The organism is Pseudomonas sp. SJZ103 (genome assembly GCF_007828335.1).
Taxonomy (GTDB): Bacteria; Pseudomonadota; Gammaproteobacteria; order Pseudomonadales; family Pseudomonadaceae; genus Aquipseudomonas.
The window spans coordinates 25,372-39,289 of sequence record NZ_VIUN01000021.1 but is presented as its reverse complement, the minus strand read 5'-3'; the positions used below and the strand labels follow the sequence as shown (position 1 = coordinate 39,289).

The window sequence follows — 13,918 nt, the reverse complement described above, 5'->3', positions numbered from 1 at the left end:
ACGCCCATTGATAGCCCCCTAACGAAACCCCCATGCTAGAGGGCTGATCCCGCGCTTATATCATTCCGAATGATAGTTACCTTTGCTTCATTCGATTCGTGACATACCGCCTCGCCGCGCATGATCCGCCCATCTCAAATACATTGGCGGATGCACCTCATGGAACAGTCACTCAAACATTTGCGCTTCCCCCTGGCGATCCTGGCCGTGGTGGTGATGAGCGCGTGCGGCAAGACCCCGGAACAAGCGGCCGCCATGCCCGCGGCGAAAGTCAGCGTAGCCAAGGTGCTTGAGCAGCCGGTCAACGAGTGGGATGAGTTCACCGGTCGCCTGGAAGCGCCCGAAACCGTACAGATTCGTCCACGGGTCTCTGGCCAGATTGACCAAGTCGCTTTCACCGAAGGCGCTTTGGTCAAGAAAGGCGACCTGCTGTTCCAGATCGACCCGCGTCCATTCCAGGCCGAAGTGCGCCGCCTTGAAGCCCAACTGGCTCAAACCAAAGCCGCCGCCACCCGCAGCGATAACGAAGCCCAGCGCGGCGAACGCCTGCGCCAGAGCAATGCGATCTCCGCCGAACTGGCCGACTCGCGCACCACCGCCGCCCAGGAGGCCCGCGCCGCCGTCGCCGGGATCCAGGCGCAGTTGGACCTGGCCAAGCTGAACCTGAGTTTTACCCGTGTGACCTCGCCGATCAGCGGCCGCGTCAGCCGTGCCGAAATCACCGCCGGCAACCTGGTGACCGCCGACGTCACCGCGCTGACCAGCGTGGTCTCCACCGACAAGGTCTACGCCTACTTCGACGCCGATGAACGTGTGTACCTCAAGTACACCGAACTGGCTCGCCAAGGCCGCCGTGGCGCCACCACCCCGGTGTACCTGGGGCTGTCCAACGAAACCGGCAACCCGCACCTGGGCCAGATGAACTTCATCGACAACCAGGTCAACCCGGCCACCGGCACCATCCGTGGTCGCGCCGTGTTCGATAACAGCAAGGGCGAATACACCCCTGGCCTGTATGCGCGCCTGAAGCTGGTCGGCAGCGGCACCTACTCCGCCGTGCTGATCAACGACGAGGCCGTCGGCACCGACCTGGGCAAGAAGTTCGTGCTGGTCATGGAAGGCGACAAGCCGGCGTATCGCGCGGTGGAACTGGGGCCGAAGATCGAAGGCTTGCGCATCGTGCGCAGCGGCCTGAACAAGGACGACACCATTATCGTCAAGGGCCTGCAACGCGCGCGCCCCGGCTCGCCGGTCGCACCGGAAACCATCCCGATGGCCAGCAAGGAAACCCTCGCCGCCTTGGCCCAACAACGACAAGCGCTTGAAGCCAGCAACCTGGAGCAAGTGGCGCCGGAAAAAACCGCGCCCAAGCTCGCAGCCGTTGCGGCTCCACGCGGTTAAGGGATACGACTCAAGATGAATTTTTCCAAGTTCTTCATTTCGCGGCCGATCTTCGCAGCGGTGCTGTCGCTGTTGATCCTGATCGCCGGTGCGATCTCGCTGTTCCAATTGCCGATCAGCGAATACCCGGAAGTCGTGCCGCCGACCGTGGTGGTGCGTGCCAACTTCCCGGGCGCCAACCCCAAGGTCATCGGTGAAACCGTGGCCGCGCCGTTGGAGCAAGCCATCACTGGCGTCGAGGGCATGCTGTACATGTCCTCGCAATCGACTGCCGACGGCAAGCTGACCCTGACCATCACCTTCGCCCTGGGCACCGACCTGGACAATGCGCAGGTGCAGGTGCAAAACCGGGTGACGCGGACTCAGCCAAAACTGCCTGAGGAAGTGACGCGCATCGGTATCACCGTGGACAAGGCCTCCCCCGACCTGACCATGGTGGTGCACTTGACCTCCCCGGATCAGCGTTACGACATGCTGTACCTGTCCAACTATGCGATCCTCAATATCAAGGATGAGCTGGCCCGCTTGGGCGGCGTGGGCGACGTGCAGTTGTTCGGCATGGGCGACTACTCCTTGCGTGTATGGCTGGATCCGAACAAGACCGCCTCGCGCAACCTGACTGCGACCGATGTGGTCACCGCGATCCGTGAGCAGAACCGCCAGGTGGCAGCCGGTGCCCTGGGCGCCCAGCCTGCACCGTCTGACACCAGCTTCCAGTTGTCGGTGAACACCCAGGGTCGCCTGGTCACCGAGGAAGAGTTCGAGAACATTGTGATCCGCGCCGGCGCCAACGGTGAAATCACGCGCCTCAAGGACATCGCCCGGGTCGAGTTGGGGTCGAGCCAATACGCGCTGCGCTCGCTGATCGACAACCAGCCGGCCGTCGCGATTCCGATTTTCCAGCGTCCCGGCTCCAATGCCATCGATATCTCCAACGATGTGCGCAGCAAGATGGCCGAGCTGAAAAAGAGCTTCCCGGCCGGCATGGATTACCGCATCGCCTATGACCCGACGATCTTTGTGCGCGGTTCCATCGAAGCGGTGGTGCACACCCTGTTCGAAGCGCTGATCCTCGTGGTGCTGGTGGTGATCCTGTTCCTGCAGACCTGGCGCGCCTCGATCATTCCGTTGGTGGCGGTGCCGGTATCGTTGATCGGTACCTTTGCGGTGATGCACCTGTTCGGGTTCTCGCTCAACGCGCTGTCGCTGTTCGGATTGGTACTGGCCATCGGTATCGTGGTGGACGACGCCATCGTGGTGGTGGAGAACGTCGAACGAAATATCGAGCTGGGCCTGGAGCCGTTCCCGGCGACTGAAAAAGCCATGAGCGAAGTGACCGGCCCGATCATCGCCACGGCGCTGGTGCTGTGTGCGGTGTTCATTCCAGCGGCGTTTATCAGTGGCTTGACCGGGCAGTTCTACAAACAGTTCGCCTTGACCATTGCGATCTCGACGGTGATCTCGGCGTTCAACTCGCTGACCCTGTCCCCTGCCCTGGCCGCCGTGTTGCTGCGCGGTCACGACGCACCGAAGGATCGCTTCTCGAAGATCCTCGACAAGCTCCTCGGTGGCTGGCTGTTCCGTCCCTTCAACCGCTTTTTCGAAAAGTCCAGCCATGGCTACGTGAGTACCGTACGCCGGGTGATTCGCGGCACGGGCATTGCGCTGTTCGTGTACGCCGGCCTGATGGTGCTGACCTTCTTCGGATTTGCCCACACCCCGACCGGTTTCGTACCGGCCCAGGACAAGCAATACCTGGTGGCCTTCGCCCAATTGCCCGACGCTGCGAGCCTGGATCGCACCGAAAACGTGATGAAGCGCATGTCGGAAATCGCCCTCAAACAGCCCGGTGTGGAAGCCGCGATTGCCTTCCCTGGCCTGTCGATCAACGGGTTCACCAACAGCCCGAACAGCGGCATCGTGTTCGTGACCTTGAAGCCATTCGATGAACGTAAAGACCCGAGCATGTCCGCCGGGGCGATTGCAGGTGCGCTGAACGGCCAGTACGCCAACATCGAAGAAGCCTACATGGCGATCTTCCCACCGCCGCCGGTACAGGGCCTGGGCACCATCGGCGGGTTCCGCCTGCAGATCGAAGACCGTGGCAACCTGGGTTATGACGAGCTGTACAAAGAAGTGCAGAACGTCATCACCAAGAGCCACGGCGTGCCGGAGCTGTTCGGCCTGTTCACCAGCTACACGGTCAACGTGCCCCAGGTCGATGCCGCCATCGACCGCGAAAAGGCCAAGACCCACGGCGTGGCGATCAGCGACATCTTCGACACCCTGCAGGTCTACCTGGGTTCGTTGTATGCCAACGACTTCAACCGCTTCGGGCGTACCTATCAGGTCAATGTGCAGGCTGAGCAACAGTTCCGCCAGGAGTCCGACCAGATCGGCCAGCTGAAAGTGCGCAACAACAGAGGCGAGATGATCCCGCTGGCGACCTTTATCAAGGTCAGCGACACCTCGGGGCCGGATCGCGTGATGCACTACAACGGCTTTATCACCGCCGAAATCAACGGCAACGCGGCACCGGGCTACAGCTCCGGCCAGGCCCAGGCGGCGATTGAAAAACTGTTGAAGGATGAACTGCCCAACGGCATGACCTACGAGTGGACCGACCTGACCTATCAGCAAATCCTCTCGGGCAACACCGCGCTGTTCGTGTTCCCGCTCTGCGTACTGCTGGCGTTCCTGGTCCTGGCCGCCCAATACGAAAGCTGGAGCCTGCCGCTGGCGGTGATCCTGATCGTACCGATGACGCTGCTGTCGGCCATCACCGGGGTGATCATCTCGGGTAGCGACAACAACATCTTCACCCAGATCGGCCTGATCGTACTGGTGGGCCTGGCATGCAAGAACGCGATTCTGATCGTCGAGTTCGCCAAGGACAAACAGCAGGAAGGCCTCGACCCGCTCGCTGCGGTCCTGGAAGCCTGCCGCTTGCGTCTGCGGCCGATCCTGATGACCTCGTTCGCCTTCATCATGGGTGTGGTGCCACTGGTGTTGTCCAGCGGTGCCGGTGCCGAGATGCGGCATGCCATGGGCGTGGCGGTGTTCTCCGGAATGATCGGGGTGACCTTCTTCGGTCTGTTGCTGACGCCAGTGTTCTACGTACTGATCCGTCGCTATGTGGAGCGCAGCGAAGCGCGCAAAGCGGCCAAGGCCTTGAAGCTGGAGACACAGCAATGAGCGTGAAAGTATTCCTGCCGAGCTTGCTGGTACTGGCGCTGAGCGCCTGTGCCGTAGGCCCGGACTACAAGACCCAGACCCCGGAGGCGGCGAACATCACCGCCGCCGCGGACGCCAAGCAGTATGACCACGCCAAGTTCGAAGGCATCTGGTGGCAGCAGTTCGACGACCCGACCCTCAACCAGTTGGTCACGCAATCGCTGCAAGGTAACCGTGACCTGCGCGTGGCGTTTGCCCGTCTGCGCGCTGCCCGTGCAATCCGCGATGACGCCAGCAACGATGCCATGCCGACGATTACCAGCCGCGTCAGCAGCGACCAGGGCAAGGGCCAGATCCCCGGCCAGACCACCAGCCGGGTCAAGACCGAGCGGTACGACCTGGGCCTGGACATGGCCTGGGAACTGGACCTGTTCGGGCGCATCCAGCGCAACCTGGAAGCCACCGACGCCGACCAGCAAGCCGCCGAGGCCGACCTGTACCAACTGCAAGTCACCATGATTGCCGAACTGGTAGACGCCTACGGTCAACTGCGCGGCGCGCAACTGCGGGAACGCATCGCCCTCGACAACCTGAAGAACCAGCAGGACTCACGCACCATCACCGTCAGCCTGCGGGATGCCGGTGTGGGTGACCAACTCGACGTGGAGCGCGCCGACGCACGCCTCGCCGCAGTGGAAGCCAGCGTGCCGCAACTGCAGGCCGAACAGGTGCGTGAGCGTAACCGCATCGCCACCCTCCTCGGCCAGCGTCCCGACAAGCTGACGGTGGACCTGAGCCCGAAAGACCTGCCGGCGATTGCCAAGGCGTTGCCGATCGGCGACCCGGGGCAACTGCTGCAACGGCGCCCGGACATCCTCAGCGCCGAACGCAAACTGGCCGCCGCCACCGCGCGTATCGGCGTGGCCAAGGCCGACCTGTTCCCACGGGTCAGCCTCAGCGGCTTCCTCGGCTTCACCGCCGGGCGCGGTTCACAGATCGGCTCGTCCGCCGCGAATGCCTGGGCACTCGGCCCGAGCATCACCTGGGCCGCCTTCGACCTGGGCAGCGTACGTGCCCGTCTGCGTGGCGCAGACGCCGAAGCCGATGGCGCCCTGGCGAGCTACGAGCAGCAAGTGCTGCTGGCACTGGAAGAGTCCGAGAATGCCTTCAGTGATTACGGCAAGCGTCAGCAACGCCTGGTCTCGCTGATCCGCCAAAGCGAATCCAGCCGAGCCGCCGCCGACCTCGCCGCGATCCGCTACCGCGAAGGCACCGTGGACTTCCTCGTCCTGCTCGACGCGCAACGCGAACGCCTCGCCGCCGAAGACTCCCAGGCCCAGGCCGAAGTGGACCTGTATCGCGGGATTGTGGCGATCTACAAGGCGCTGGGGGGTGGCTGGAAGCCGGACACCGTCGTGGCGACTGCCAAGTAACGTAAAGAGCTCCTTTGGTTGGTCGCATCCAGCCAATTTTTAGCCCCGTGGTCTATTTCGTCATGGGGCTTTTTTTTGGCTGCAACAACGCCAGAGGGCTGACCTGCATATTTGGCTGGCCGGAAGGCTACCTGGCCGCCTTGATTTGCTGATCACGGTGCATGCGCATCGGAATATTGACCTTCGAAGCGGCCTTGTTGGCGATCTCTACGGTGGTCCACTCGAATATCCTGGAGACCCAATAAGTCAGCTCACCCTCCTCGATCATCACCTCATAACGCCCATTCGTGTCCGGAACCAAGCGTGCTTCGCGCATCAACGGTATCAGCGGTTTGAGACGCTCGGGGTCGGTTATATTGAAGGCGATACTCAGTTGCTTGAGCCGGTCGTCTTCGTCGAAATAGACACCCACCACATAGATCGGCACATCGCCCAAAAGATAGGGGCTGGAAGGCTCGATCGCGCGGTAGTAAGGCATCGGCACCGAATAGGAGAGGTTGCTCTCCAGTTCCACCTTCGGAAAATACCGCTGCAGGATGTCCATGACCTGCGTGCGAGGCATCCCCAGAGTGAAATCACCAATACCCAGTGCCGACCAGGCGGTGAGCGGGAACAGAGCACAACAAATACAGATCACCCATGACTTGAGCACTACCTGTCTCCCTGAAGACTTATCCGGCATCGTTAAGAATCAAACTACGATAATGCCCCGGATTCGACCCGCTCCACTTACGAAACGCCTTATAAAACGAACTGGTATCGGCAAACCCCAACCGCGCCGCGATCTCGGCAAAGCTGATCTGCGGTTCGGCCAGCCAGACAATCGCCAACTCCTTGCGCACGCTGTCCTTGAGGCCCTGATAGCTCTGCCCTTCTTCCGCCAGACGGCGGCGCAGCGTGGAAGCGGAGATAAACAGCGTGGCAGCAAGGCCCTCGGTCTCAGGCCAAGTGTCGGGAGGCATTTGCCGCAGGTCGTGCTTGATGCGCGTAGCCAGGCTGTCGGGGTTGCGGTATTTGACCAGGATGTTGGCCGGCGCGTGGGCGAGGAAGCGCTTGAGTTCTTCCGGGCTGCGCTTGATCGGCAGGTCCAGGCAGTCAGCGGAAAAGATCATGCGGGTGCGTGGCCGATCAAAACGCAGGTTGTCGGAAAACATCACCTGGTAGTCATCGCAAAAGTCCGGCTGCGGGCAGCGCAGTTCAATGGCCAGGATCGGGATGCGCCGGCCAGCCAGCCAGCAGGCGACGCCGTGCACGATCATCCAGTAGGTGAAATAGGTGAATGCTCGATTGGGCTCAGCTTCTGGTTCGTGCAACACGATTTCCGCCAGGCTCTGTTGGCGCACCAACTGGGCCGGCAGGTGTTCCAGCATCAGTGAGAGGAAACCCAAGGCGGTTTGCAGGCCCTCTGCCAGGCTGGGTTGTGCAATGGCGGCGCGGCAGAGGAACTCGAGGCTGCCGGACTTGAGCTTGCGCGGGTCCATGCCGAAGAACTCATCGTCCATGCGCCTTGCCAGCAAACGCCACAAACGGGCGTAGGCAGTAGCCGGAACGCGGGCGTCGGGTTGCTCAAGCAATGCCGGATCGATACCGACCTTGCTCAACACTTCGACAGTGGCCGGACCCGGTGCGCAGCTTTGCAACAAGGCTTCGCGCACGAGGTGGAGGGAGATAGTGTCTTTTTCCAACATTGGCGCTGCCGTGCCCTGTGTGGCGTGAAGTGCGGCCATCTTAGGCAGTCACGCGGCAAAAGAGTAGGCACTCGGGTTTGGGTCTCGGGTATTCTGCGCCGGGATTTACCGACAGGGAGTTGTATCGATGAGTTGCTGGGAAGTACTTGGGCTGCCGTCCGACGCCGATGCTCGCAGTATCAAGCGCCAATACGCGGTGTTACTCAAACAGCATCGCCCGGACGAAGACCCTGTCGGCTTCCAGCGCCTGCGCGAGGCCTATGAGCACGCGCTGCAATGGAGCCGTTATGAAGCGCCCGTCGAAGTGCCGCAAGCGTTGCAGGTCGACACGGTGCTGCCCGCTACCGCCGAGCCCGACACGCGCTACGACCAGGCGCAGGCCCTGGTGGCCGATGCCACGCCGGCCAATCTCGCGCGTCTCTATCAGCACGCCCAGGACAATGAATGCACCGAGGCATTTGAAGCCTTGCTGCTGCAACGCTGCCTGAGTGGCACGGAACCCGCGATTGCGGACTGGGCCGTGACGCACTTGCACTGGCTCACCCCCTGGCAACGGGAAACCCCGGCGCGGCTGCCCGACTATCGCCTGGCCGCGCTGCTGGAGCAGATGTTTGCCCAGGTTGAGCAGCGGTTGACCGAATTACTCGATCAACAACAGGTCGAGGCCTTCAACGCCGCCCTGATCGAGTTGCATGACACCGAATGGCTCAAGCCCCTGGCGCGCCATGCGCGGCTCGATGACGTACTCGCGCGCACGCTGCTGGCCAGCACGTTCTGGTCCGAGGCGCTGTTTGAGAGCCTGTGCAGCGAGCAGGCCTGGTCCGATCAACACCTGGAAAACCACTGCCCCGAACCCGAATGGTCGGCGTTAAAGGCACGCCATGCACTGGAGCGTTTCAGTGCGCAGGCCTACCACCAGGCCAGCCTGAACAGCCGTGACCCGAAGGCGCGCGCGGCCAGGTTGCTGTTCGGCGACATGACACTGGAACAACGCCAACGCTTTGCTCGACGCTTCGGCGAGTCCGACTGGAATGCCTGCCGTACTCTCAGCGAAACCCTGCTCAACCAGTACCCGGCCCTGTGCGCACAGATGCCCGATGAAGACCCCTACTTCTGGCGCGACTGGGAACGCACCAGCCGCCCCTGGCCGATGTTTGTGGCTTTGCTGGGCATGGCCGTCGGCTGGGCGATCCACGACCAGCAACTGACCGACCACACCTTGATGGAATCCCTCGGCATGGTCCCAACCTGGGCCTTCCTGATCGCCATACCGGCGTTGCTCATCCTGGCGATCTGGCGCCCCGTCACTGATGGTTACGGCGAGATTGACGAGAAGCTCGCCGCCCACCTATCGCCCTGGCTGAGTTTTCGCCGGCCGCCGCCGTTGGTGATCCGCGAGATTCTGCCGTGCTGGGTGCTTGGCCTGTTGATCTGGATCATCCTCGGCAATTACGCGTTCGCCGGCTATGTGTTGACACTGCAGGGCCTGGGGCTGGCGCAGCGCGTGCTCGGACGACCGTCGATACGTTCAGCACTGACGTGGCGTTGGCCTGCGCGACCGTCGACACGCCAATGGGCCACCTGCCTGGGCCTCGGCGCCCTGTTGTTGAGCGCCGCGCTGATATACGCAAACAACCAACGCATCCACCGTGACGAGGGCTTGCAACCGTTTCTGATGAGCCCTTGCAGTGGCCTCAAAGCCGGCGCGCAGGGGTGTACACCATGAACCGCATCACCCTTGCTGCACTGTGCACCATAGTGCCCCTGGCGCTGAGCACCGTGGGCCTGCTGACGAATACCGATATGCTCGCCCCGCTGAAAACCTGGGCCAACCGCCCGGCAGCGCTTGAACACCAGCAAGCCCAGGCGCTGCGTCCAGTGATCGACTGCCTCAACCGGGTCGACAGCAATTGGCGAGTGGCGTACTCCAACTACCGCAGCCGCAGCCCCCGCGCCAACGACCCGAGCCTGGATATCATCGAGCGTTTCCCCGAACGGTATCAGCGCGCACAGGGCCCGCAATTGAGCCTGCTGGACTACGACGCCAAACGCCCGGACCTGTGCCTGCTGACGTCCTCGCAAAGAAGCGCACTGCAAAAATACCTGCCGCAGATCGCCGCGCTTCGCAATGACTATATGGACCACCTGCTGCAGGTCTATTCATCGGTGAAAGAGTTCGACTTCTACCCCAACGCAACCGTCCCAGGCCTTACCCCTGCGCAGCGGGCGATCAGCGATGCGCGGTTCTTCCCTGTGGCGGAAAAATTCCTCACGGTCTCATCCGAACTGCGCGCCGCCGTGGACGCAGCCGACCGCCGGATACGCCTGCAACAGCTGCAACACTTGCAGGTGCGTGACGAACACCAGATGGCGCTTATCCCCGGCCTGATCTTGCAGACCCGCGACACGATGCACAGCCTTGACCCGCGATCCCCCAAACAATTGGCGGACGCATTGAGCGACTTACAGCAGAGCTGGGATCACGCCCAGCAGTACCTGCGCCCCAACCTACCCATCTCCGACGCCAAGGCCCAGCAGCTGTGGCAGCGGATTAGACAACCCGGTTACGACTACCTTGGCGCGCTGCAAACACTTGCCCGTCATTCAAGCGAAACCCCCGACCCAGAGCGGCTAAACGCCGATTACTTTGAAACACAACGCCGCTTTGACTTGCTGGTGGATACCTATAACCAGGCCGTCGGGCAGGACTACTGAACGGCCTTCTCCGGGCCGTTCAGCCGCTGTTCAGCAATCGTCAAGATTGTCTGTTTAGTAATGAGTATCATTATGTTACAACTTAGGCTCCTATCTAGTTACGCTCTGGTGCCGAATGCTTGTCCCCTTTCTCATCATGCTGCGCGAAGGCATTGAAGCCGCGCTGATCGTCGGCATCATCGCCAGTTACCTGCAACAGACCGGCCGTGGCCAGTGGATGCCGGCAGTGTGGATCGGGGTGTTCCTCGCCGCCGCGTTGGCGTTGCTGGTGGGCGGTGGCCTGGAGTTGGTCAGCGCCGAGTTCCCGCAAAAACAACAGGAACTGTTCGAAGGCATTGTCGGTTTGGTCGCCGTGGGCATTCTCAGTTCCATGGTGTTCTGGATGCGCAAAGTCGCGCGCTCCATCAAGCATTCGCTGCACGCCTCGCTTGATCAGGCGTTGACCGGTTCCAAACACCAGGTCACGGCATTGATCCTCATGGTGTTCTTCGCCGTCGCTCGTGAAGGCCTGGAAACCGTGTTCTTCCTGCTGGCGGTGTTCCAACAGAGCGAAGGCCCAGGCGCGCCGATTGGCGCGCTGCTCGGCCTAGTCCTGGCGATCATCGTCGGCTTCCTGATCTACACCGGCAGCATGCGCCTGAACCTCGGTGCGTTTTTCCGTTGGACCGGCTTGTTCATCCTCGTGGTCGCCGCCGGCATCCTCGCCAACTCGGTGCAAGCCCTGCACGAAGCGGGCGTGTGGAACCACTGGCAGACCGTGTTGTTCGATTTCAGCGCCGTGCTGCCGATGGACAGCCCGCTCGGTTCGGTACTGGCCGGCATGTTCGGCTACCAGGAAGCGCCGACCATCAGCACCCTGGGCGCCTATCTGATTTATCTGATGGTGGCGCTGGTGATGTTTTTCCTGCCTGCGGCACCGGCCAAGCCTGCCGCCAGCCCTTCTTCCGTTTCCAGCCAGTAAGGACCGTCTCTTGTCCAACCCAACGCCTCAACCCGCTTCGCCCCCCCGCGCCCTGCGCTGGGCGGTGGCCGGCTCGGTGGTCGTGATGATCGCCGCCGGTGGCCTGTTCTATTACGCCTCGCAACTGGCGGCCAGCAAGCGCCAGACCAACCACAATGAAATCGCCGTGACCATCCATGGCCACGCCTGCGAGCCCAATGCACTGAGCGTGCCGGCCGGCCGGGCGAGCTTTCGCATCATCAACCGCTCTGACCGGGCGGTGGAGTGGGAAATCCTCGACGGCGTGCTGGTGGTCGAAGAGCGCGAAAACATCGCCCCAGGCCTGAGCCAGGTGATCAACGCCAACCTGTTGCCGGGGGACTATGCGATCACGTGCGGCCTGCTGAGCAACCCGCGCGGCACCCTGCATGTGACGCCAACCGCTGAGTCCGACGCCCAGGCCAAGGCCAAGCCGTCGATGGTGGCGTTTATCGGCCCGCTGTCTGAGTTTCGCGTGTACCTGAGCAGCCAGGGCGGTGCCCTGGTCAAGGCCGTGACCGCCCTGCAACAGGCGATCGACGCTGGCGACCTGGCCCAAGCGCAAGCGCTGTATGTGCCGGCCCGTGAGGCTTACCAACGTCTGGCCCCGGCCTCACAGCGCTTGGCCGAGCTGGACAACGCCATCAACGCCCGTGCCGACTATTTTGAAAAACGTGAGCAAGACCCGGCCTTCAGCGGCTTCCATCGCCTCGAATACAGCCTGTTCCAGCAACGCAGCCTTGATGGCCTGGCGCCGATTGCGCAGCGCCTGGTGACCGATGTCACCACCCTCAAGCAGCAATTGCTGGCGCAGTCCCTGCCGCCGGAGCAGTTGGTCAGCATCGTAGTGCGCAACCTCAACAGCCTGGCGGATGTACGCGCCATCAGCGGTGAAGAGGAGCGCTACAGCCATGTCGACCTGAATGGTTTCGCCGCGAACCTGGAGGCCGCGCACAAGGTGGTCGAGCTGATGCGTCCGCTGCTGACCAAGTCCGCCGCCGACCTGCTGCCGACCGTCGACAGCGCCCTCGCCGCCTTCGATACCGAGCTCCAGGGTTTCAAGCTCGACAAAGGCTACGCCACATACGACAGCGTTACCGCCGATCAGCGCAAGCAGATCGCAAACAAGGCCAAGGCTCTGGCCGCCGCACTCGATGGAATCGACCCCGCCCTTGGCCTCTCCGGCCTGCAGTGAAGACGACCGCACACATGAGTGATTCAGAACAGTTTTCAGCACAACGTCGCCGTGTCCTCCTGGGCATGGCCGCAACCGGTGCCGCCATCGCCGGCAGCACCCTGACCTGCCCGGCCATGGCGGCCGCCGCCGAGCAAGTGACTACCGCACCGCGCAGTGACAAGACCCAGGACCACCACGACTTTTTCGGCCAGCACCAAAGCGGCATCGTCACCCCGCGCCCGGCCTGCGGCATGGTCGTGGCGTTCGATGTCCTGGCCAGCGACCGCGAAGACCTGGAGCGTCTGTTCCGCACCTTGAACGAGCGCATCGGCTTCCTGATGACCGGCGGCACCGTGCCCCAGGTCGACCCGAAGCTGCCGCCCACCGATTCCGGCATTCTCGGCCCGGTGGTCACGCCGGATAACCTGACCATCACCGTGTCCGTCGGCGAATCGTTGTTCGATGAGCGCTTCGGCCTGGCCGCCGTCAAACCCAAGCGCCTGAGCCGCATGGTGGGCTTCCCCAACGATGCGCTGGAACCGGCGCAGTGCCATGGCGACCTGAGCCTGCAATTCAGCTCCAACACCACGGACACCAATATCCACGCCCTGCGCGACATCGTGAAGAACCTGCCCGACCTGCTGCTGGTGCGCTGGAAGCAGGAAGGCAGCGTGCCGCCCCAGGCGCCGGCCAAGCCCGGCGAGCCGGCGCAGAGCGCGCGCAACTTCCTGGGTTTTCGCGATGGTTCGGCCAACCCTAACTCCAACGACAGCAAGGCCATGGACCAGATTGTGTGGGTCCAACCCGGCAGCGACGAACCGAGCTGGGCGGCCCATGGCAGCTATCAGGCGGTGCGCATCATCCGCAACTTCGTCGAACGCTGGGACCGCACGCCGCTGCAGGAGCAAGAAAGCATCATCGGCCGTATCAAGCCAACCGGCGCGCCGATGGATGGCCAGAAAGAATCCCAGGTGCCCGACTACAGCAAGGACCCGGAAGGCAAGCTGACCAAGCTCGATGCCCATATCCGCCTGGCCAACCCGCGTACTGCGCAGACCCAGGCCAACCTGATCCTGCGTCGGCCGTTCAACTACTCCAACGGCGTCAATAAAAACGGTCAGCTGGACATGGGGCTGTTGTTCATCTGCTACCAGGCTGACCTGGAGAAAGGCTTTATCAGCGTGCAAACCCGGCTCAACGGCGAACCCTTGGAGGAATACCTCAAGCCGGTCGGCGGCGGGTACTTCTTCACGTTGCCGGGGGTCACGGGGCCCAAGGATTTCATTGGGCGCACGCTGCTCGCTGCCACGCACCTTCAAACCACTGCCAACACCTAAAACACACCAGAGCG

At 62.4% G+C, this 13,918-nt stretch carries 10 protein-coding genes; 8 read left to right on the top strand and 2 right to left on the bottom strand.

Annotated features, from left to right (window positions below):
* Positions 1–159: 159 nt before the first annotated feature.
* Genes mexE through FBY10_RS29240 form a run of 3 tightly spaced genes read left to right on the top strand, consistent with a single transcriptional unit; the run spans position 160 to position 6,008 of the window.
* Positions 160–1,401 (top strand): multidrug efflux RND transporter periplasmic adaptor subunit MexE, encoded by a 1,242-nt coding sequence (gene mexE, locus FBY10_RS29250; protein ID WP_145338648.1) that lies wholly within the window; start codon positions 160–162, stop codon positions 1,399–1,401.
* A gap of 15 nt (positions 1,402–1,416) precedes the next feature.
* Positions 1,417–4,596, top strand: coding sequence for an efflux RND transporter permease subunit (locus tag FBY10_RS29245; RefSeq protein WP_145338647.1), 3,180 nt, complete (start codon positions 1,417–1,419; stop codon positions 4,594–4,596).
* On the top strand, positions 4,593–6,008 hold the full coding sequence (locus tag FBY10_RS29240) for an efflux transporter outer membrane subunit (RefSeq protein ID WP_145338646.1): 1,416 nt from the start codon (positions 4,593–4,595) through the stop codon (positions 6,006–6,008). Before FBY10_RS29245 ends, FBY10_RS29240 begins: the two co-directional genes overlap by 4 nt.
* 127 nt (positions 6,009–6,135) lie before the next feature.
* On the opposite strand, the gene FBY10_RS29235 is transcribed toward FBY10_RS29240, so the two are convergent.
* Both FBY10_RS29235 and FBY10_RS29230 read right to left on the bottom strand, forming a co-directional pair.
* A complete protein-coding gene (locus FBY10_RS29235; RefSeq protein ID WP_131696462.1) occupies positions 6,136–6,660 on the bottom strand; it encodes a hypothetical protein in 525 nt (174 codons plus the stop codon).
* A gap of 19 nt (positions 6,661–6,679) precedes the next feature.
* Positions 6,680–7,696: an AraC family transcriptional regulator gene (locus tag FBY10_RS29230; protein ID WP_145338685.1), complete on the bottom strand. Its 1,017-nt coding sequence runs from the start codon at positions 7,694–7,696 to the stop codon at positions 6,680–6,682.
* A 127-nt stretch (positions 7,697–7,823) separates the two neighbouring features.
* Here FBY10_RS29230 and FBY10_RS29225 point away from each other — a divergent pair, with 127 nt between their 5' ends.
* The 5 genes from FBY10_RS29225 to efeB all read left to right on the top strand — a co-directional run bounded on the left by FBY10_RS29225 (position 7,824) and on the right by efeB (position 13,904).
* On the top strand, positions 7,824–9,422 hold the full coding sequence (locus tag FBY10_RS29225; protein WP_145338645.1) for a J domain-containing protein: 1,599 nt from the start codon (positions 7,824–7,826) through the stop codon (positions 9,420–9,422).
* The gene (locus tag FBY10_RS29220; protein ID WP_145338644.1) at positions 9,419–10,411 is read left to right on the top strand and encodes a hypothetical protein; all 993 of its coding nucleotides are present in this window, start codon (positions 9,419–9,421) and stop codon (positions 10,409–10,411) included. Before FBY10_RS29225 ends, FBY10_RS29220 begins: the two co-directional genes overlap by 4 nt.
* A gap of 115 nt (positions 10,412–10,526) precedes the next feature.
* Positions 10,527–11,372 carry an iron uptake transporter permease EfeU gene (efeU, locus tag FBY10_RS29215; protein WP_145338643.1) on the top strand — a complete coding sequence of 282 codons (846 nt, stop codon included), beginning with the start codon at positions 10,527–10,529 and terminating at the stop codon, positions 11,370–11,372.
* Positions 11,373–11,382: 10 nt separating this feature from the next.
* Positions 11,383–12,585, top strand: a complete 1,203-nt coding sequence (gene efeO, locus FBY10_RS29210; protein WP_145338642.1) for an iron uptake system protein EfeO — start codon at positions 11,383–11,385, stop codon at positions 12,583–12,585.
* A 14-nt stretch (positions 12,586–12,599) separates the two neighbouring features.
* The gene (efeB, locus tag FBY10_RS29205) at positions 12,600–13,904 is read left to right on the top strand and encodes an iron uptake transporter deferrochelatase/peroxidase subunit (RefSeq protein WP_131696466.1); all 1,305 of its coding nucleotides are present in this window, start codon (positions 12,600–12,602) and stop codon (positions 13,902–13,904) included.
* Positions 13,905–13,918 lie beyond the last annotated feature (14 nt).